Genomic DNA, 20,931 nt, shown 5'->3' with positions numbered 1-20,931 from the left:
TACTTGTTGTTTTTTATATGCGTGAATAAAGTTAAAGTAGTATGGAATAGCAATGATAAATCCACCAACAATATTCCCGATAGTAGCAATGAATAAATTCCATCCAATACCACCAAACGTAATATCAGCACCTAAAACTTTTCCCATTCCTAAAACAAACATATTAGCAATACAGTGTTCTACACCCATTAAAGCAAAGACTGCAACAACGATAACATTTAATAAAACTTTTCCTGTTACATCTTTGGCTGCATAAGATACATATACACCACCGGCAATTAAGATATTACATAAAATTGCACGGAAGAAAACTTCTGATGTTGAAAGTGTATGAATTTTTACTTCAGCAATATGCATAATATTTTCTGCAACCGTTGGACTAACACCATTTGTAAATAAACGAGCCCCGTATAGTAATCCAATAGCACATAAAATACCTAATAGGTTACCGACCCAAACTAGTACTAAATTCTTAATATAAGCACTTACTTTAACTTCTTTTTTAAAGCATGCTTTAGCAATTAATGTATTTCCAGTAAATAAATCTGCTCCCGTTAATAAAATTAAAATTAAAGCAATTGGGAATAAGAATGAACCGACAACTTTACCTACATAAGGGTCTGACATTTGACCATAAACTAGTAAATAAACTGTATATCCTAAGCCGATAAATAATCCAGCTAGCATACCAGAAATTAAAACAACACTATTTTTTCTAGATACTTTGTATTTACTTACTTCAACGACTTCATTCGCAATTTCTTTTGCTGATAACATACGTGGTTGTTGCATATTGTGCCCTCCATAATATTTTTTGTTTTTAAAAGATATCAGATATAAAGTATTACTTTCCTATTTTACAAATTTAACTTCTCTTCGACAAGAAAAAAAATCTATTTTCTTTACTAATCACTCATTTTATTTACGTTTTCATATAATTTCTTACATAAAAATTTAGTTGATATATGAGGATGAATATTTATTATATATTAACTAGTATTTTAATTTGTAAAAGAGTTATACACAGAAGGAATTTATTATATAAAAAAAGAGAAACACTTTTTTGTGCTTCTCTTTTAAAAAATATGATTTTATTTAAATTAACTTATCTAAAATAAAATTATTTTTTCGCTTGTGGTTTTTTGAAAATTAAGTATTGAACAATCGTCATGATTTGTCCAGTTAAGAAGTATAATCCAAATGCAAATGGTGTTCCAATTGTGATTGAGAACATTGCAAATGGGAAGTAGTAAGTCATAACTTTCATCATCATATTGCTTGTTTGGTTTTGTTGAGCGCTAGAGGCCATGTTCTTATTCATCATACGTTGAGAAAGAATCGTTAATCCAGCTACAATGAATGCCAAAATATAGTTAGGCATTGTTCCAGTTGCTCCTAAGTTAATTCCGAAGAATTCCGCTGCAGCCGCATCTTTAATTAATGGATGACGAGAAATTGCTTGGTAGAATGCTAAGAAGACTGGCATTTGTAAGAATGGTAAAATACATCCCATCATTGGGTTATAGTTGTATTTTTTGTAAAGATCCATCATCTCAGTTTGCATTTTTGCTTGAGAAGCTTGATCTTTTTTGTTTTCATATTTCTTTTGAATTTTTTGCATCTCCGGTTGGATTTCTTGCATCACAGCCATTGATTTATTTGATTTTGAATATAATGGCATTAAGATTAAACGAATAATTGCAGTCGCCAGGATAATCGCAAATCCTAGGTTTTGGCTTAATATGTTATATAAAAATGTAATGAATGTTGCTAATGGTAATACGAAGACCTTGTCCCATAAACCAGATGCTGTTTCAGATGTAATTGGAACTTGCGAAATACTACATCCTGATAATAATCCAACAGCTAAAACCAATGTTAATGTTAGACCTAATTTCTTTTTCAAGTGAATACCTTCTTTCCCCTAGTAGTGTTTATTGATATATTGTTAAGTCAATTAATTATCAAAACCAAGTCAAAACCAACAATATTCTAAACTTTCCATAATTATATTAAATACTTACAATAATGAGTATTATAAGTGAATTTAAGGGCTAATTCAATAAAAATTGTGTAAAAAAACTTTTAAAAATGAAGGGTTATCATTATAAAAAATTCTTTTAATGAAAAAAACACATAAATTAGAAGCAATTTTATTTAGATATAAAATTATAATTATTAGAATTTTTAACGATTATTTTTTTTTCATTATTATTTTGATTATAAATGATTACTCATATTCTTTATTTTAAAAAAATATCTTAAAAATTTTCTAATTTAGGGATAAGAATGAGATAGATTGCTTTTGATGAGAGTTGAGGATAGTTTTATGAAGGAATCCTAGATAGATGGTAGCTTAATGTTAGAAAAATCAAATGATAAGCGATACCATGAATTTTTTAAATCAGAGGTTATGGATTCTCATAGCAATTAGAATGAATGGAGATAGAAGGACAAATTATTTATTTGATAAATTCTAGTTGTAGGTAAAAGTGGTAATTTAAAAAGCTTAGAAAAATGAAATGGATTTTAGCGTTCATGATGGTTTGGTATTCATAAATCTTAACTGAAGATATAGTCGATTTTACTTTTAAAGTGTTTAATAGAAAAAATGACGGTCATATCTTTATGAGTTGGAAAATATTTTTTATTAAATTGAAACAAGAGATATTATTCGACGAGGTTAGCTATTCTTTAATGCTATAGTATTTAAAAAGATTGATTCGAAGAGAGAATTTTTTAATCGGATATTTATCCAAATTGTTGCAAAGTTTTAGAAAGAGGGGAATTTTTTGAAAAAGAAGTTAAGTTTAGTTGTATCTTTAATCTTAGCGATAGGATTGATGACGGGGTGTTCTATTTCAACTAAATCTATTACTCCTGAGACGGCATCCGGTCTATGGGATAAGGTCTTTGTATTACCATTAGCAACATTCATTACATTTTTATATAACTTATTAAATCAAAATTTGGGACTTGCGATTATTTTAGCTACCGCTATTGTTCGGTTAGTTTTAATGCCATTATATTTGAAGTCAAATAAGACTTCAGCTATTATGCAAGAGATTCAGCCAGAGATGCAACGGATTCAAAAGAAATATGAAAATAAAACAGATCAAGCATCTCAAGTAAAAATGCAAACTGAGATGATGGATCTTTATAAAAAATATAATTTTAATCCGATGATGGGATGTATTTTGCCATTTTTACAAATGCCAGTCTTTTTAGCATTCTACCAGGCAATTTCTCGTCATCCATTAATTAAAGATGCAGCTGCATCTGAATTTTTAGGGGTTAATTTAGGTGCCACAGTACAACTGGCTAACTGGATTTTGGCCCTTATTGTAGCGGGGCTTTCAATTTATTCTCAGCGCTTGATGAATAAGAGTATGATGACTAATTCGTCTGCGCAACAAAATAAAACGAGTAATATGATGATGAAAGTAATGACTTATTATATGACATTTGCCATGTTTTCGATTACAATAGCGACTCCATTTGCGTTTGGACTCTATTTTTTAACAGGGTCCGTGATGCAAATTATTCAATTCTTTATTGTAAAAAGATCAACTTCTAACCAATAAACAATACATATAAACTGAGTGTTTAAGTGACTTAAGCTAGTTGAAGTCACTTTTTGTTTTTTTACCTCTGTAAAATTTAACATGATTCTTCGAGTAACGACATATTATTTACTAAGGATGATTAGTTTTAGTCGAGGAGAGGGTGAATTTAGATGGGAAATATCACGAATATTGAGCTACATCGTCTTTATGAAGCAGCTATTGCGTTTAGAGATTTAAAGCCGTGGACGTGGATGTATGCATCTCAGGTATTTATTATTCATGACGATGAAAGGGATATTGATGGATTTTGTAGTATTATGGGAATGATGGGCGAACATTTCTCATTATCTGTGTATTTAGGTCCAAGTGGTTATCAATCATATCGATATTTGTATGATAAAGCAAGTTTAGCTTATATGGATCATGTCTTTATGAAAAGTGAAGTGAAACGTAATTGTTTAACAGTTAGTTTCGAAAATTCGGAAAACATGACAGATGTCGATGATGAACAAGCAATATTACTTGGATATGATTTTAAGGGAAAAAATCAGTTTCCACGCTTCAGATATCATCATCCAGGCGTTTACTCTTGGTATTTAACTGATGGATGGCAATGCCGTTTTTTAACGAAGGCGATAGAACAAGCTATAGTGGTGTCTAAGCTTTGTTTTCAAAAGGTGTTAAAGGTTCCTGAAATTTATGATGCAAAGTATTATATGCGTTATCATACAGATGAAGGTTGGAAATCTAAGTTTGTGGATGCGAGTCTATACCGCAAAAGTGTCTCAACTAAAAAAACAATTTTTCAAAATGATTTACTCGCCTATCGCTTAAAAAAATTGCCTCAGTTACTCGTCACATTAGAAGCCATTCAATTTTACTTACCAACTCCGGTTGTATCAGAAAACTCAAAGCAACCTTTCTATATGTTGGTGACAGCCTTTGTGGATTCTGAAGAAGGCCAATTGTTTTTCCTAGATATTCAGGAAACGGCAGCCCTTTATTTAACGGATACGATTAATGAGTTTGGAAAACAATTACTTGAACTTAAACTCAGACCATGCGAAATTGTCGCTGAAGATGAAGATACTTATGCATTACTTGAAGATTTTTGTCACCAAATTGATGTTAAGCTAACATTAAATCCACACGTTTTAAGAGCTCACGAATTTGCAGAATATATTTTTGAAGAGTTACAAACATCAGCAAATGAACCTAAAGCGATTGAAAGTGAAGAAATGACAGATGAAGAAAAATTAGTTAGTTTTGTAGAACAAATTACAGATACATTACAGACGCAACAAGCTTTAGATGACCTATCGCCTTCACAGCAACAACACTATAAAGTGATAACTCAGACGTTTGTTTTAGCTATGTATACTATTAAGGATCAAATTCCAAATGAATGGACATCCGATGCAGTAAAAGATATTTGTTTACATGTTCTTCCCGAACAATTAGATCTTAATTTATTACTGGATGCAGCTGCTGTTTTAAATCATTTTATCAGTGTTTTAGGAGAAGATGAAATCATTCCAAAATATCGTTCTTTGTTATTAGTTATTAACAATTGTTTATAATAATAAAACGACAGGTACTGTCGTTTTATTATTTTTCCAAAAATTACTGTTTGAGAAGGTTAAAGCATGTTACAATCATCGTAGTTTATCATTTGATTAGTAGGGAGCGAAAATAATGAACGTGAATGAGAAAATTAATTTATTAAGAAATATGATGAAAAATCATGGATTATCCGCGTATGTGATTCCGAGTTCTGATGCACATCTAAGTGAATATGTGGCGACACATTGGCAAGGTCGTGCGTATATGTCGGGATTTACAGGTTCTGCGGGGACACTTGTGATTACATTAGATGAGAGTGGACTTTTCACAGATGGACGTTACTTCATTCAAGCTGAAAATGAGTTAAAAGGAAGTGAGGTTAAGCTGTTTAAGATGGCACAACCGGGCGTTCCAACTATTAATGAGTATTTAGTTAGTGTGTTGAATGAAGGAGATACAGTAGGATTTGATGGGAAAGTATTATCTGTTGCGACTGTTAAAGAGATGAAAAAGGCGTTTGAAGCTAAACATCTTAAACTTAAAGTCGATGAAGATTTACTTGATTCTGTTTGGGAAAATCGTCCGGCAATTCCATCAACAGATGTATTTGTTCATGAAACTCAGTATACAGGATATAGTTGTCATGAAAAGTTGAGCATTGTACGCGAGGAAATGAAAAAAATATCGGCCAATGGTTATGTTTTAACAGCACTTGGAAGTATTGCTTGGTTATTTAATGTTCGAGGTGATGATATTTTATTCAATCCGCTTGTCGTTTCTTATGGCTTAGTACTTGAAAATGAAGCTTACTTATTTGTAGATAATCATCGTTTAAGTGAAGATGTTAAAACGTATCTAACTGAAAATGGTGTGACATTGAAAGATTACGCTCAAATTGATGAGGTGTTAAATCAATTAAGTGGTTCTATTTTATGTCCTGTTGATTCAATGAACTATTATTTATACGATATTTTAACGAAGAAACAAGAGGTAACAGTGATTGATGGACATGATATCGTTAATGAATTGAAAGCTGTTAAAAATAAAGTTGAGATTGAAAATACACATAATGCTCAAGTAAAAGATAGCGTAGCGTTAGTTGGTGCGGTTTGCGAGATTTATGAAAAGCTAGACTCAGAAGCGGGATTAACTGAATTCGATGTGCGTGAAATTTTAGAAGTTCATAGAAGCCGTCAACCATTAAATTATGGTTCAAGTTTTGGGGCTATTGTTGCTTACGGTGCAAATGCAGCTATGATGCATTATAATCCAACGAAAGAGAATTGTACGAAACTTGATAAAAAAGGATTCCTGCTTATTGATTCAGGAGGGCAATATCTTGATGGAACGACGGATATTACAAGAACTTTTGTGCTTGGTGAGTTGACTGATGAAGAAAAATTACATTACACACTTGTTTTAAAAGGACATATTAATCTGTGTAAAGCAGTCTTCCAAAAAGGATGTACAGGTGGAAATCTTGATATTTTAGCTCGTCAACCAATTTGGGAGTATGGATTAGACTATCGTTGTGGAACAGGTCATGGGGTTTCTTATTTCGGTGGGGTTCATGAAGGTCCACAAGGGTTTAGATTAACGCAAACTGTTCCATTAAAACCGGGAATGATGATTACGAATGAACCAGGAATTTATGAGGAGGGTCGTCACGGAATTCGTATTGAAAATACGTTATTAGTTGTAGAACGTAATGCAACAGAATATGGTGAGTTTTATGAATTTGAAACTATTTCATACTTCCCGATTGATACGAGAGCGGTTGATGTAACATTAATGACAGAATCAGAATTAGCATGGTTAAATCAGTATCATCAAAAAGTGTTAGACGTTTTATCACCTAATTTAGAAGGACGCGAATTAGAGTGGTTAGTCGAACAAACAAAACCTTTAACAAAATAAATGAGGAAAAGACTAATTTCTCGGGAAATTAGTCTTTTTTTTAACTATAGTAGAAGGAGTAGATGGTTTTTATCGTTTTAGAGTGGGGCGTATTATTTAATAATTTATAATAAAAACAAAATTATCATTAAAATATTACCTATAATTATATAGTAGATGGATTAGTAAAAATTAGATAGTGAATAGTTGAGAATACTAAAAGATGAAATGTTATAATGAAAGACTAAAAGACAACTAAGAAAGTGCCGGTGAGTATGATGGAACAAGTTTTTGATCGTATCGTTGAATTTTTAGAAAGTGAGTTAGGCGTGGATTCGAGTGGACATAGTATTGATCATGCCCTTCGTGTTTCTAGAATCGCTAAACATATTTCTAAAAGAGAAGGAGGAAATGAACGTGTTATTTTAATTTCGGCATTAGTTCATGATGTGATTGATGCGAAATTATTTGAAGATGTTGTTGCTCAAAAAGCTAAGTTATTTTTGTTTTTACAAATGATTGGATGTACACAGTCTGAGTTAGAGCAAATTTTTTATATAATTGAAAATATTTCTTATAAAGGGGGGAATGGAGAAGCTGTTAAAACTTTAGAGGCCCAAATTGTTCAAGATGCTGATCGTTTAGATGCAATTGGAGCAATTGGGATCGGTCGTACGTTTATGTATGGTGGAGCAAAAGGTTCTAAAATGTTCGATGAAGATATTGAACCCGTAGATTTTTTAGATGAGGCTGCGTATCGTGCACATCAAGGAACAGTAATTAATCACTTTTATGAAAAATTATTTAAATTAAAGGATTTAATGAATACAGAGACGGCAAAAGAAATTGCCAACCATCGTCATCAAGTAATGGAGTCATTTGTTAAAGAATTTTTAAGTGAATGGTTTTTTGTATAAAAACGTTTTTCTGTCGAAACATGTATTTGTCGTTCAGGAATTGTTGACATTTTAAAAGAATTCTCCTATAATAACCAAGAAAGCTTTAATTCGGTCCCGTGAGGCTGAGAAGAACACGTTAATAGATAATAGATATTTTATATCTTCCTTTAATGGAACTCGTGTATCCTCTTTTGGCCTACCTATAAGCTAAAAGGGGATTTTTTTGTATAATAAAAGGCTTCATCGAGCATCTGCTCGTTGAAGGTGGATTGAAGATTAAGCCAATTCTTATACAGAAAAAATAAAGCTAAAAAAGAAAAGAAGGGTGATTATTATGGAAAAGAAGTTAGTTTTAGATGTCCATGAAAAACCAAAAGCATTACACTGGATTGCATTAAGTATTCAACACGTTTTAGCCATGTTTGGATCAACAGTTTTGGTCCCAATTTTAACAGGATTACCAGTAAGTTTAGCTTTAATTTCATCAGGAATTGGAACTTTATTTTATATTTTTGTAACAAAAGGAAAATCACCAGTCTATTTAGGATCATCATTTGCGTATATTGCTCCAATTACAGCAGCTTTAGCATTAAGTGCAACAGGAGTAGCAGACGGAGCTAATTATGGGGCCGTGATGGGCGGATTAATGATGGTTGGGTTAGTTTATATGTTTATTGCGGTCATCATTAAATTTGTCGGAACTGATTGGTTAAATAAAATTTTACCACCAGTTGTTATCGGACCAACAATTATGGTTATCGGATTAAGTTTAGCAGGAACTGCGGTAAATATGGCATCAGAACATATCGTAGTTGCATTAATCACATTGCTAACAGCCGTTATCGTGTCAACTTATACAAAAGGATTATTACAACTACTCCCAATCTTTAGTGGAATTGTAGCAGGATATATTTCAGCGGTGTGCTTTAACTTAGTTGATTTCACACCAGTTGCACAGGCGAACCTATTCGAACTTCCAAGCTTTGCTTTTTTACATTCAAAGCCAGTCTTTAGCTTAGAAGTAGCAGCGATTATGATTCCGGTTGCAATTGTAACCATTACAGAGCATATCGGAGATCACTTAGTTCTTGGCACAATCGTTGGACGAGACTTAACAAAAAATCCTGGATTACATCGAACATTAATTGGGGATGGGGTTGCAACATTTATGGCTGGATTCATTGGCGGACCAGCAAATACAACATACGGTGAAAATACTGGAGTTATTGGTTTAACAAAAGTAGCTTCTGTTTGGGTTATCGGTGGGGCAGCAATTGTCGCTTTCACGCTAGGATTCATCGGAAAATTTACAGCATTAGTTCAAACAGTACCAAGCGCGGTTATGGGTGGAGTTAGTATCTTACTATTTGGAGTTATTGCTTCATCAGGTGCACGTGTCTTAATCAATAATCAAATCGACTTTGGAAAACAACGTAACTTGATTATCGGTGCGGTTATTTTAATCACAGGAATCGGTGGATTAACAATTAACATTGGACAAATCACTTTATCAGGAATGGCATTGGCTGCGATTATCGGTGTTATCTTACACTTAATCTTACCTGAAAAAGAAGCTTCTTACGGGCCAAGTTCTAGAACAACTGAATGTGAATTAGAAGTAGCAGAAGAATCTGTATCTTCTACTGTTGTGAAGGCAAAACCAACTGTGACTAATTAGTCTTTTATAAAAGAGTCAGCTTTTGTGCTGATTTTTTTATAACCAAATTTCAAGAAAAATATAGAAAATAAGGAAAAATATTGTAGAAAAAGGTGATAAGAATGACTCAAGTGAAGCATTTAACACGATTATCTGATTTAACGATTGAAGAAATTATGACTATTTTAGAAACAGCAAATCAATATGCTGAAGGTGGGAATGTACCACAATTAACAGGCAAAGTAGTAGCAAATTTATTCTTTGAACCAAGTACAAGAACTCAGTATTCATTTGCGATGGCTGAACATAAAGTGGGGCTCCACACATTAGATTTTACGGCAGAAACTTCGAGCGTTCAAAAAGGAGAAACGCTTTATGACACAGTTAAAACATTTGAAGCCATCGGAGTAGATGGAGTTGTTATCCGTCACCCACAAAATAACTACTTTGATGAACTGATTCCAAATCTCAACATTCCAATATTCAATGGTGGAGATGGAAGTGGTAATCATCCGACGCAGTCATTACTTGATTTACTCACTATCCTTCAAGAGTATGGGGAATTTGAAGGATTAAAGATTGCAATTGTTGGAGATATTGCTCACTCACGCGTTGCACATACAAATATTGAAGTGATGAATCGATTAGGAATGGAAGTTCATGTGGTAGCACCGGAACAATTCCAGGAGGTTGGGTACCATTGGGAAACATTAGATGAAGTGATTGAGGAAATGGATATTATCATGCTACTTCGAGTTCAACACGAACGTCACGATAATGGGATGAGCTTAACAAAAGAAGAGTATCATCAGCAATATGGATTAACAGTAGAACGTGAAAAACGTATGAAAGATGGAGCGATTATTATGCATCCGGCACCATTTAACCGTGGAGTAGAGATTGCAAATGAAGTCGTCGAATGTGAACGAAGTCGAATCTTTAAACAGATGGAAAACGGAGTTTATGTTCGTATGTCAGTTTTAACTCATTTATTAGGATAAAAGTCATCGAGCGAATATGATTACAAATTTTGAGTAGGAAGTGATTGGAATGATACTTTTAAAAAATGGAAAACGTGTTAATGAACACGGTGAGTTCGAATCAGTTGAAATTTTAATCAACAAAGGGATGATAAAAAAAATAGCTGATCATATTGAGGAAACATCAGCAACCGTATATGACTTAAAAGGAAAATTAGTTGCACCTGGATTAATTGATGTACATGTTCATCTAAGAGAACCGGGATATGAAAGAAAAGAGACAATTGAAACAGGGACGGAAGCGGCAGCCCGTGGCGGATACACCACAATAGCAGCGATGGCTAATACCATCCCAGTCCCAGATACACTTGAAAATGTTTCATATATTGAAAATTTAATTAAACAAAGTGCAAAGGTACGTGTTTTACCTTACGGAGCGATTACGATTGGGGAGCGCGGTGAGGAAATCGTCGACGTTGAGGGATTATCAAATACAAGTATTTTAGGATTCTCAGATGATGGGAGAGGAATTCAAGAAGCTGGTGTAATGTATCAAGCTATGCAACGTGCGAAGGCAGTTAATAAACCAATCGTTGCTCACTGTGAGGATGATAGTTTATTATTTGGCGGTTATTTACACGAGGGAGAATATGCTAAGGCAAATGGACATCGTGGAATTTTATCAGTTAGTGAATCAGCACAAATTGCACGAGATATTATGTTAGCACAGGCGACAGGAGTTCATTATCATATCTGTCATATCAGTACAAAGGAAAGTGTTGAGTTAGTTCGTTTTGCAAAATCACAAGGTATTAATGTAACAGCTGAAGTTTCACCACATCACTTAATTTTATGTGATATGGATATTCAAAACGATGATCCAAACTTTAAAATGAATCCGCCACTACGCAGTGATGAAGATCGTGCGGCATGTATTGCAGGACTTCTCGATGGAACGATTGATGTCATTGCAACAGACCACGCACCACACCATGAAGATGAAAAAGCGTGGGGGCTTGAAACAGCGCCGTTTGGAATTGTTGGACTTGAAACAGCATTCCCGCTACTTTACACTCACTTCGTTAAGACGAATAAAATGAGTTTAAAACAATTACTTGACTGTATGAGTACTAAACCGGCTCAAATCTTTGACTTACCATATGGAACGTTGAATATAGGTGTAAGTGCAGATATTACAGTCATTGATTTAGATAAAGAGAGGGAGATTGATCCGAAAACATTTAAATCAAAAGGAAAAAATACACCATTTACTGGTTATAAAACAATGGGATGGCCAGTCATGACTTTAGTAGAAGGAAAAATTGTTTATATTGAGTCTGAGATGAACTAACAGGAGGGTTAAAAATGTATAATCGTAAGCTTGTATTAGAAGATGGAACAGTATTTTTAGGAACGGCATTTGGATGCACAGATTCAGTGATTGGAGAAGTCGTATTCAATACTGGAATGACAGGATATCAAGAAATTTTATCTGATCCATCATATTTTGGTCAGATGGTTACGATGACATATCCTCTTATTGGAAACTACGGAATTAATGATCATGACTTCGAATCATTCTCACCATCAGCATCTGCAATTATTGTAAAAGAATATTGTGAAGTGCCGTCTAACTGGCGTAAAACAAAAACATTAAGTCAATTTTTAGAAGCAAAGAAAGTTCCAGGACTTTGCAATGTTGATACGCGAGCATTAACTATCAAAATCCGAGAGCATGGGGCTATTCGCGGAATGATTGCTGACATTAACTTAAGTGATGAAGAAATTTTGGCCAAGTTAAAAGCAACACCTGTTTTAAATCGTCATGTTGAGCATGTTTCAACCAAAATGGTTTATACAGCACCAGGATCAGGGCACCGAGTTGTCTTAGTAGACTTCGGAGTAAAAAAAGGAATTGTGCGTGAATTAACAGCTAGAGGATGCGAAGTGGTTGTGGTTCCATTCGATACAACAGCTGAAGCAATTGAATTGTTAAATCCAGATGGAGTCGTATTAAGTAATGGTCCTGGAGACCCAAAAGATGTCGTTGAGGCCTTACCAATGATTCGCAAAATTCAAACGAAATACCCATTATTCGGAATCTGCTTAGGTCATCAATTATTTGCCTTAGCAAATGGAGCAGATACGAAGAAAATGAAGTTTGGACACCGTGGATGTAATCACCCAGTAAAAGATTTACTGACAAATAAAGTGCATATCACATCACAAAACCACGGATATGAGGTAGACCGTGATTCAGTTGAAGGGACAGATTTAGAGGTAACTCATGTTGCTTTAAATGATAATACTGTTGAAGGATTATCACATAAAACATATAAAGCATTCACAGTACAATACCATCCTGAAGCATCTCCAGGACCAGATGATGCAAGTTACTTATTTGATCGATTCATTTCAAATTTAAAATAATCCCTTTTTTGGATTAAGGATGAGAAGAATAATTTATTAGGAGGAATACACTATGCCAAAACGTACGGATATTAATCGCATTTTAGTTATTGGGTCAGGGCCAATTATTATCGGACAAGCAGCTGAGTTTGACTATGCGGGGACACAAGCTTGCCAATCTTTAAAAGAAGAAGGATATGAAGTGATTTTAGTTAACTCAAATCCTGCGACAATTATGACGGATACAGAAGTTGCCGATAAAGTTTATATGGAGCCTTTAACAAAAGAATTCCTAAGTAAAATTATTCGTAAAGAACGCCCAGATGCAGTGCTTCCATCGCTTGGAGGACAAACAGGGTTAAATTTAGTTGTTGAATTAGCTGAAGATGGAATTTTAAGAGAATGTAACGTTGAAATTTTAGGAACAGATTTATCAGCGATTAAAAAAGCAGAAGACCGCGATTTATTTCGTGAGTTAATGTTTGAATTAAAACAGCCGATTCCAGAATCAGAAATTGTTAATACAGTCGAAGAAGCCGTAGCTTTTGCTAATACAATCGGATATCCAATTATTGTTCGTCCTGCTTTTACACTTGGAGGAACAGGTGGGGGAATCGTTGCCGATGAAGCTGCACTACGTGTTACAGTTGAAAATGGATTAAATTTATCTCCAGTAACGCAATGTTTAATTGAAAAATCAATTGCAGGATATAAAGAGATTGAATATGAAGTTATGCGTGATGCAAATGATAATGCAATTGTGGTTTGTAATATGGAAAATTTTGATCCAGTTGGAATCCATACGGGAGATTCAATTGTCGTGGCGCCTTCTCAAACATTAGCAGATCGCGAATATCACATGTTACGCGAAGTGTCATTAACGATTATTCGCGCCTTAGGAATTGAAGGAGGATGTAATGTTCAGTTAGCTTTAGATCCTCATAGCTTCAATTATTATGTTATTGAGGTAAATCCACGTGTTTCTCGTTCCTCAGCACTAGCGTCAAAGGCAACAGGATATCCAATCGCTAAGATTGCAGCCAAAATTGCAGTGGGATTAACACTAGATGAAATTATCAATCCAGTAACTGGTGTTTCTTATGCTTGCTTTGAGCCTGCACTTGACTATGTGGTTGCAAAAATTCCACGTTGGCCATTCGATAAATTTAACTCAGCGAATCGTCGTTTAGGAACTCAGATGAAAGCGACTGGAGAGGTTATGGCGATTGGTCGTAACTTTGAAGAGGCATTATTAAAGGCAGTTCGTTCACTGGAGACAAAAGTGTATCATGTCGAATTGAAATCTTTAAAAGAAGAATCTGACGAAATTTTATGGAAACGTACGAAGGAAGCGGATGATGAGCGATTATTTGTCATCAGTGAATTAATTCGCCGTGGGGCGTCGATTAATGAGATTCATGAAGTGACGAAAATAGATTTATTCTTCTTAACAAAATTAAAAGGGATTATTGATTTTGAATCAGTGATTAAAGAAAATCCATGGAATTTAGATATCTTAGGACAAGCTAAACGTATGGGATTTGCTGATATTACGATTGCAAAGTACTGGGGAAGTACAGAGCTTGAAGTTTATAACTTCCGTAAAGAAAAATCAATAATGCCAGTTTATAAAATGGTTGATACATGTAGTGCGGAATTTGAATCAAAAACACCTTACTACTATGGAACTTATGAAACATTCAATGAGTCTAAGCGCACAGATAAACCAAGTGTTGTCGTGTTAGGATCAGGACCAATTCGTATCGGACAAGGGGTAGAGTTCGATTACGCAACTGTTCACTGTGTTATGGCTATTCAACAAGCAGGTTACGAAGCGATTATTATTAATAACAATCCGGAGACAGTATCTACGGACTTCTCAATTTCAGATAAATTATACTTTGAACCCTTAACAATCGAAGATGTCATGCATGTGATTGATTTAGAACAACCAGAGGGAGTTATCGTTCAGTTCGGTGGGCAAACAGCGATTAACTTAGCTTCTAAATTACAAGAGCGTGGCATTAAAATTTTAGGAACATCTTTAGAAAATATCGATCGTGCAGAAGATCGCGATCAATTTGAAAAATTATTACGCGAATTAGAAGTGCCACAACCATTAGGTTCAACTTGTCAATCAGTTGAAGGTGCTTTAGAAATTGCAAACCGAATCGGGTATCCAGTTTTATTACGTCCTTCATATGTACTCGGTGGACGTGCGATGGAAATTATTGATAACGATGCAGAAATCGAGCGTTACATGAAAGAAGCTTTAAAAGAGAATGGAGAAAATCCAATCTTAATCGATCGTTATTTAACTGGGAAAGAGGTAGAAGTTGATGCTATTTCAGATGGTGAGAATGTGTATATTCCAGGTATTATGGAACACATTGAACGTGCAGGGGTTCACTCAGGAGACTCGATGGCAGTTTATCCACCACAAACATTATCAGATAAAGTTATGGAATTATTAGTCGATTATACAACGCGTATTGCACGCGGATTAAAAATTGTTGGATTGTTAAATATCCAGTTCGTTGTGACAAAAGAAGAAGAAGTTTATGTTCTTGAAGTAAACCCACGTTCTTCTCGTACGGTGCCATTTTTAAGTAAAATTACAAATGTACCAATGGCAAATATTGCGACAAAAGCAATCCTTGGAAAATCATTAGTAGAACAAGGGTATGAGACAGGATATCATCCACATTCTGAAGGTGTTTATGTAAAAGCTCCAGTGTTCTCATTCTCGAAATTACGTAAAGTAGATATCTCTTTAGGCCCAGAGATGAAGTCAACAGGAGAAGCAATCGGAAAAGATAAAACATTAGAGAAAGCTTTATACAAAGCATTAGTTGCAGCGGGAATGAAAATGCCAATGCATGGACGTATTCTATTCACAATCGGTAACAGAGATAAAGAAGAAGCCGTTGAATTAGCTCGTAATTTTACAGAAATCGGATACGAATTAATCTCCACAGCAGGAACTTGTAAAATGTTACATGAACACGGAATCTATGCGACACCAATCGGTAAGATTGGAGAAGAGGGACGCACTGTTTTAGATGTGATTCGTGGGCAAAAAGTTCAATTCGTTATCAATACATTCTCAACAAGTAAAAAAGATAAAATTACAGATGGATTCTTAATTCGTCGTGAAGCGGTAGAAAACAACATTCCATGTTTAACATCACTTGATACTGCTAAAGCCGTATACAAAGTATTAGAATCAATGAGCTTCGCCATTGATGCATCTAAATAGCTCTAATCGAACGTCAGGGAGATTTAGACTATGTTGTCCAGCACTATTTGTCCCCATGAAAGAGAAATAGGAGTCGGGCTAAATAGCTCTAATTGAACTTTAGATAAACTTCATTGTTTATAAAACCGACATCACAAGATGTCGGTTTCAATAAGCAAGATTTCAATAAATCTGTTATATATAGAAAACGATAAATCTTTCATATTTCAGTCAGTCTTGGATGCACGTATTTGAGACGGATATTAAGACATTCTATAGAAGCGTTAAAAGTTTTTACGCTGTGAAAAACTTAACGCTTCTTATATATAAGGAGAGAAACTAAACCATGCGTAAAGTACAGAAGATGACGATTGTCAGTCAAAAAATGATTGCAAAAAATGTTTTTGAATTAGTATTAAGTGGTGACTTAGTTGAGTGCATGTTACAAGCTGGGCAGTTTGTTAATATTAAAATTAATGAGGTGGCTTATCCACTTTTAAGACGTCCAATCTCAATTTGTCATATTGATTATGAATTAAATCAGTTTACTGTCATCTACCGTGCTGAGGGTGAAGGAACAAAACTGTTATCTTTAAAAACTGCAGGTGAATTAGTTGATATTTTAGGTCCTCTTGGGACAGGATTTGAAATTGATGAAGTTCAAACTTCTGAGACAGTTGTGTTAGTCGGAGGTGGAATTGGGGTTCCGCCAATGTATGAAATGGCTAAGCGTCTAAATGCTAAAGGCGTTAAAGTAATCAGTGTGCTTGGATTTGCATCAAGTGCCGATGTTTTTTATGAAGAAGAATTTAAGAAGTTTGCAGAAGTATATATCGCAACAATGGACGGAAGCCATGGATTTAAAGGAAATGTTGTGGAGTTAATGAAGTCTGAAAATTTAGAATTTGATTGGATTTTTGGATGTGGACCAAAGGTGATGTTAAAAGCAATCGAAACAGAATACGGTCAAACGAAAAAAGGATATTTATCATTTGAAGAGCGTATGGCTTGTGGAATTGGAGCTTGCTACGCTTGTGTTTGCCAGTTAAATAACGGAAAAATGGCACGTGTCTGTAAAGAAGGACCAGTCTTTAAACTTGGGGAGGTAGCACTATAATGAATCGTTTAGCAGTTAATTTACCTGGATTAGAATTAAAAAATCCTGTTATTCCGGCATCTGGATGTTTTGGTTTTGGACGTGAGTTTGCAGAGTATTATGATTTGTCTCGTCTTGGATCAATTATGATTAAAGCAGCTACTGATGAAGCGCGTGTCGGGAATCCAACTCCACGAGTTGCTGAAACACCAGGTGGAATGTTAAATGCCATCGGATTACAAAATCCAGGTGTTGATGTAATTATTGAATGTGAATTACCATTTTTAGAGCAATATGATTTACCAATTATCGCAAACGTAGCAGGAAAAACGTTAGAAGAGTACGTAACAGTTGCTAAAAAAATCTGTCAGGCTCCAAATGTGGCAGCACTTGAAATTAATATTTCTTGTCCAAATGTTAAAGAGGGTGGGATTGCCTTTGGAACTGATGCTAAAGTCGCAGCAGAATTAACAAAAGCAATTAAAGAAGTTTCAACGGTACCAGTTTACATTAAATTATCTCCAAATGTAACAAATGTTGTTGAAATTGCAAAAGCAGTTGAAGCAGCAGGAGCTGATGGAATTACGATGATTAATACACTTCTTGGAATGCGATTCGATATGAAAACAGGAAAACCAATACTAGCAAATGGAACAGGTGGATTATCAGGACCAGCTATTAAACCAGTAGCTCTTCGTATGATTCACGATGTTTACAAAAATGTTAATATCCCAATCATCGGAATGGGTGGAATTGAAACAGCAGAAGATGTATTAGAATTCTTCTATGCAGGAGCAAGCGCAGTCGCTGTTGGAACAGCAAACTTCATTAACCCATATGTATGTGTGGATATTATTGAGCAATTACCAGCCGTACTTGATAAATACGGATTCGAAAAATTAAGTGACGCAACGGGATATGCTCATAAATAAGATCCTACTAATTTGCAATACGTCTTTTTAGTTTGCTAGGGTTAATTAAATATAGATAAAAGGAATAGCTCGTTTAGTGGGAAACGAACTATTCCTTTTTTGTTATAAGATGCCGAATTTAAATTAAGAGAATCGGTGCAGTGTATAATAAAGTTAAATGTGGGGGAGGGGATTACTATGCGTAAATATAGGTTGAGTTTATTATTAATCATATGTTTTATGATGATGGGATGTAGTCAGCAACCAGTTGAACAAGAAGTTATTGAAGAAACTGTGGATAATGAAAATCAGTTAGAGGTATTAGCCGAATTTATACCTGAGTTAAAGTTGGAAACTCTTAATTTACAAAATTTAGAACCTTATGAGGTGAGATATACTCCTTATGAAAGTGATTGTGGTATTTATACGGGAGTAAATAACATTGATTTACGTATTGAGGAGTATTATAACGAAAATACCAGGACGTATTCTTATGTATTAACGGTAGAGGAAAAGGAATTAGAAGAAGATTCGGAGTTTGTACCATACAAAATAATTAAGATTCAAGTTGGAACACTGCCAGATGAGGAAAAAGGAATTTATACGTTGAGTACAACAAGTCCACTTTATATAAATCTAGAGTATAGAGAAGCATTCGAAATGAATTTTTATGGACAAAATTATTTTTTGTTTAGTTCAAGTAATCGATTATTTGATGAAGAGTTTCGAGTGGAATTACTCATGGTTAATCAGGAGCCGCTTGATGATTATGAACCTTACTCACAGACGTTTCGCTTAATCAATACATCTAGTAGAGGGAATAATAGTTATACGATATTAACGGATTAGGAAATAACTTATTAAATTGAAGACTTCGAATGAAGTCTTTTTATTTTTAATCTAGTCTAAGCTAAGTCTGGTCTTCATCTTTTTTATGTTAAAATTTATTTAAAAATGAAGAATGTGGATTAGTTGTTTCGGATATATGGGTGACACGTGTTAAGGGAGGTATTTTTAGGTGGAGATTGAGCAAGTCATTGAGGAAGTGCTAAACAATTATAATGCTTATGAGAAAATCATTGATGTTTATTATACAGATATTTATCAGTATGTTTTGAAACAGATTGGGGATGTGGAAGTAACGAAGGAGCTTTGTCAGGATATCTTTTTTGAGACTTATCGCTCTTTGAAACGTTATGATAAGAAAAAGGCGAGTTTTAGAACATGGCTATACAAAATTGCGAATTATCGTTGCATTGATTATCTACGAAGTCGAGCCTATAAATATCAAGCTGATTCTTTCGATGAAGCGATCAAGACTATAGCTGATAACTCAAACGATGTGTTAACAACATTAATTCAGCAAGAAAAGACGCAGACAGTGAACGAACTGATGCGTCGTTGTTTAAAACCCAAGCATGAACGCATTATGAGATATTACTTTTATGCTGATTTATCAGTTGGGGAAATTTCTATTCTTGAAAAAATGCCAACTAAAACGATTTATACGATTATTAATAGAAGTTTAGAAAAGTTAAAACAAGAATTAGGAGGGGATTTTAATGAAAGATAAACTCATAGAAGAACAAAAGAAAATCATTATGAATCGGATTCAGAATTATGAGAATAAAAAACGTAAAAATTTTAAACCGATGATTTTAGTAGCCGCTATTTTATTAATTTTTATGATGCCACTGTTTTCAACTTCATCAAGCTCTTTTGGAATTACGCAAATTAATGCAAATGAATATACGCTAAATATTTTTGGGGATAAAGTTCATTTTAAATTTTATGCTTTGATGGAAAATCCAAATAAAATATTGATTAATGATGAGATGTCTTACTATGAAGGATTTCAAAAGTATTTTGATCTAACTTCAAAATTTAAATTAGAGCCGATTGAAATTGAAGGATACCTATTTTTGAAGATGATGAAAGGCAATGAAGTCATCAGTTATTTATATGTGGATAACTATGATGAGCATACTAGGTCTGTGCAAATGATAGATCGAAAGTTTTCTAATTTTGAAAGTGAGATACGTGAAATCATAGAAAATGTGAAGGTTTATCCATATGAGATAACGATTGAATCTGATGGTTGGTGCAGGGTCGAGGCAAATCAGGATGCATGGGAATTGAGTGAAAAAGAATTAGAGGATTATTTGTGGTTTAAAGAGATGCAATTACGTGTGTGGTCATCAGAGCCCATTGATGAGTATGAGGTTGTTATTTATTTAGATGAAGCGGGCAAGATGATAAACACGGGACATGTGATTGGACGATATAGTGAAGAGTTAGGTGTAGATTTTGCTGTTAATCCAACAGGTACGTTATCAGGTCATGACGAGGTAAATGGGCTGAAGATTGCATCGTATAAATATTTATTTGAAGAAATGGACGGAATACCTTGGGTAGCGGCGATGAAAATTGATTTTGGGCATTTAAATCCTGATGATTATGAGGTGAGATTGAACATTAATGATGAGATTGTTTCGTTGCAATGGTCTCTAAAAGATGAGGGAATCCTTTATTTAGCTTCTGAATTTATGCCATTAAATCAAAGGACAGAAAATATAGGGGGACAAAATGAATCAACTGTTCCGGTTGAAATGTATGTTGAATTATTAATTGTGGATAAATTAACAGGCGAAGTTTTAGTTAATTATAGTGACTATAATAGTATGGGTCCAACGATATATGAAGAACCTTAAAAGGG

16 protein-coding genes are annotated in these 20,931 nt (G+C 34.3%); 14 read left to right on the top strand and 2 right to left on the bottom strand.

Annotated elements, in window-relative coordinates:
- Both HMPREF9402_RS11815 and HMPREF9402_RS11810 read right to left on the bottom strand, forming a co-directional pair.
- Positions 1–792 (bottom strand): formate/nitrite transporter family protein (locus HMPREF9402_RS11815; protein ID WP_006785124.1); only part of this gene is annotated, 792 nt, incomplete at its 3' end.
- A gap of 328 nt (positions 793–1,120) precedes the next feature.
- On the bottom strand, positions 1,121–1,906 hold the full coding sequence (locus tag HMPREF9402_RS11810) for a YidC/Oxa1 family membrane protein insertase (protein ID WP_006785123.1): 786 nt from the start codon (positions 1,904–1,906) through the stop codon (positions 1,121–1,123).
- Between the two features lie 886 nt (positions 1,907–2,792).
- Here HMPREF9402_RS11810 and HMPREF9402_RS11805 point away from each other — a divergent pair.
- The 14 genes from HMPREF9402_RS11805 to HMPREF9402_RS11740 all read left to right on the top strand — a co-directional run bounded on the left by HMPREF9402_RS11805 (position 2,793) and on the right by HMPREF9402_RS11740 (position 20,926).
- Positions 2,793–3,584, top strand: a complete 792-nt coding sequence (locus HMPREF9402_RS11805) for a YidC/Oxa1 family membrane protein insertase (protein WP_009607450.1) — start codon at positions 2,793–2,795, stop codon at positions 3,582–3,584.
- A 152-nt stretch (positions 3,585–3,736) separates the two neighbouring features.
- The gene (locus HMPREF9402_RS11800) at positions 3,737–5,146 is read left to right on the top strand and encodes a DUF7309 domain-containing protein (RefSeq protein ID WP_009607436.1); all 1,410 of its coding nucleotides are present in this window, start codon (positions 3,737–3,739) and stop codon (positions 5,144–5,146) included.
- Between the two features lie 115 nt (positions 5,147–5,261).
- A complete protein-coding gene (locus tag HMPREF9402_RS11795) occupies positions 5,262–7,046 on the top strand; it encodes an aminopeptidase P family protein (RefSeq protein ID WP_006785120.1) in 1,785 nt (594 codons plus the stop codon).
- 257 nt (positions 7,047–7,303) lie between these two features.
- Entirely contained in the window at positions 7,304–7,942 is a 639-nt protein-coding gene (locus tag HMPREF9402_RS11790) for an HD domain-containing protein (protein WP_006785119.1), read from the top strand.
- 316 nt (positions 7,943–8,258) lie between these two features.
- A complete protein-coding gene (locus HMPREF9402_RS11785) occupies positions 8,259–9,602 on the top strand; it encodes a solute carrier family 23 protein (RefSeq protein ID WP_006785118.1) in 1,344 nt (447 codons plus the stop codon).
- Between the two features lie 101 nt (positions 9,603–9,703).
- Positions 9,704–10,582 (top strand): aspartate carbamoyltransferase catalytic subunit, encoded by an 879-nt coding sequence (locus HMPREF9402_RS11780; RefSeq protein ID WP_006785117.1) that lies wholly within the window; start codon positions 9,704–9,706, stop codon positions 10,580–10,582.
- 49 nt (positions 10,583–10,631) lie between these two features.
- Positions 10,632–11,912: a dihydroorotase gene (locus HMPREF9402_RS11775; protein ID WP_009607444.1), complete on the top strand. Its 1,281-nt coding sequence runs from the start codon at positions 10,632–10,634 to the stop codon at positions 11,910–11,912.
- Positions 11,913–11,926: 14 nt separating this feature from the next.
- A complete protein-coding gene (locus HMPREF9402_RS11770; RefSeq protein ID WP_006785115.1) occupies positions 11,927–12,991 on the top strand; it encodes a carbamoyl phosphate synthase small subunit in 1,065 nt (354 codons plus the stop codon).
- Positions 12,992–13,043: 52 nt separating this feature from the next.
- Positions 13,044–16,229, top strand: coding sequence for a carbamoyl-phosphate synthase large subunit (gene carB / locus HMPREF9402_RS11765; RefSeq protein ID WP_009607439.1), 3,186 nt, complete (start codon positions 13,044–13,046; stop codon positions 16,227–16,229).
- A 325-nt stretch (positions 16,230–16,554) separates the two neighbouring features.
- Positions 16,555–17,325, top strand: coding sequence for a dihydroorotate dehydrogenase electron transfer subunit (locus tag HMPREF9402_RS11760; RefSeq protein ID WP_006785322.1), 771 nt, complete (start codon positions 16,555–16,557; stop codon positions 17,323–17,325).
- Positions 17,325–18,236 (top strand): dihydroorotate dehydrogenase, encoded by a 912-nt coding sequence (locus tag HMPREF9402_RS11755; protein WP_006785321.1) that lies wholly within the window; start codon positions 17,325–17,327, stop codon positions 18,234–18,236. Before HMPREF9402_RS11760 ends, HMPREF9402_RS11755 begins: the two co-directional genes overlap by 1 nt.
- 177 nt (positions 18,237–18,413) lie before the next feature.
- Positions 18,414–19,064 carry a hypothetical protein gene (locus HMPREF9402_RS11750; RefSeq protein WP_006785320.1) on the top strand — a complete coding sequence of 217 codons (651 nt, stop codon included), beginning with the start codon at positions 18,414–18,416 and terminating at the stop codon, positions 19,062–19,064.
- A 169-nt stretch (positions 19,065–19,233) separates the two neighbouring features.
- Positions 19,234–19,788, top strand: a complete 555-nt coding sequence (locus HMPREF9402_RS11745; RefSeq protein WP_006785319.1) for an RNA polymerase sigma factor — start codon at positions 19,234–19,236, stop codon at positions 19,786–19,788.
- Positions 19,778–20,926 (top strand): hypothetical protein, encoded by a 1,149-nt coding sequence (locus tag HMPREF9402_RS11740; RefSeq protein WP_009607447.1) that lies wholly within the window; start codon positions 19,778–19,780, stop codon positions 20,924–20,926. Before HMPREF9402_RS11745 ends, HMPREF9402_RS11740 begins: the two co-directional genes overlap by 11 nt.
- Positions 20,927–20,931: the final 5 nt, after the last annotated feature.

The organism is Turicibacter sp. HGF1 (genome assembly GCF_000191865.1).
GTDB classification, from domain to species: domain Bacteria; phylum Bacillota_I; class Bacilli_A; order MOL361; family Turicibacteraceae; genus Turicibacter; species Turicibacter sanguinis.
The sequence above is the reverse complement of the archived record's forward strand: the minus strand, read 5'-3'. Positions and strand labels throughout refer to the sequence as shown.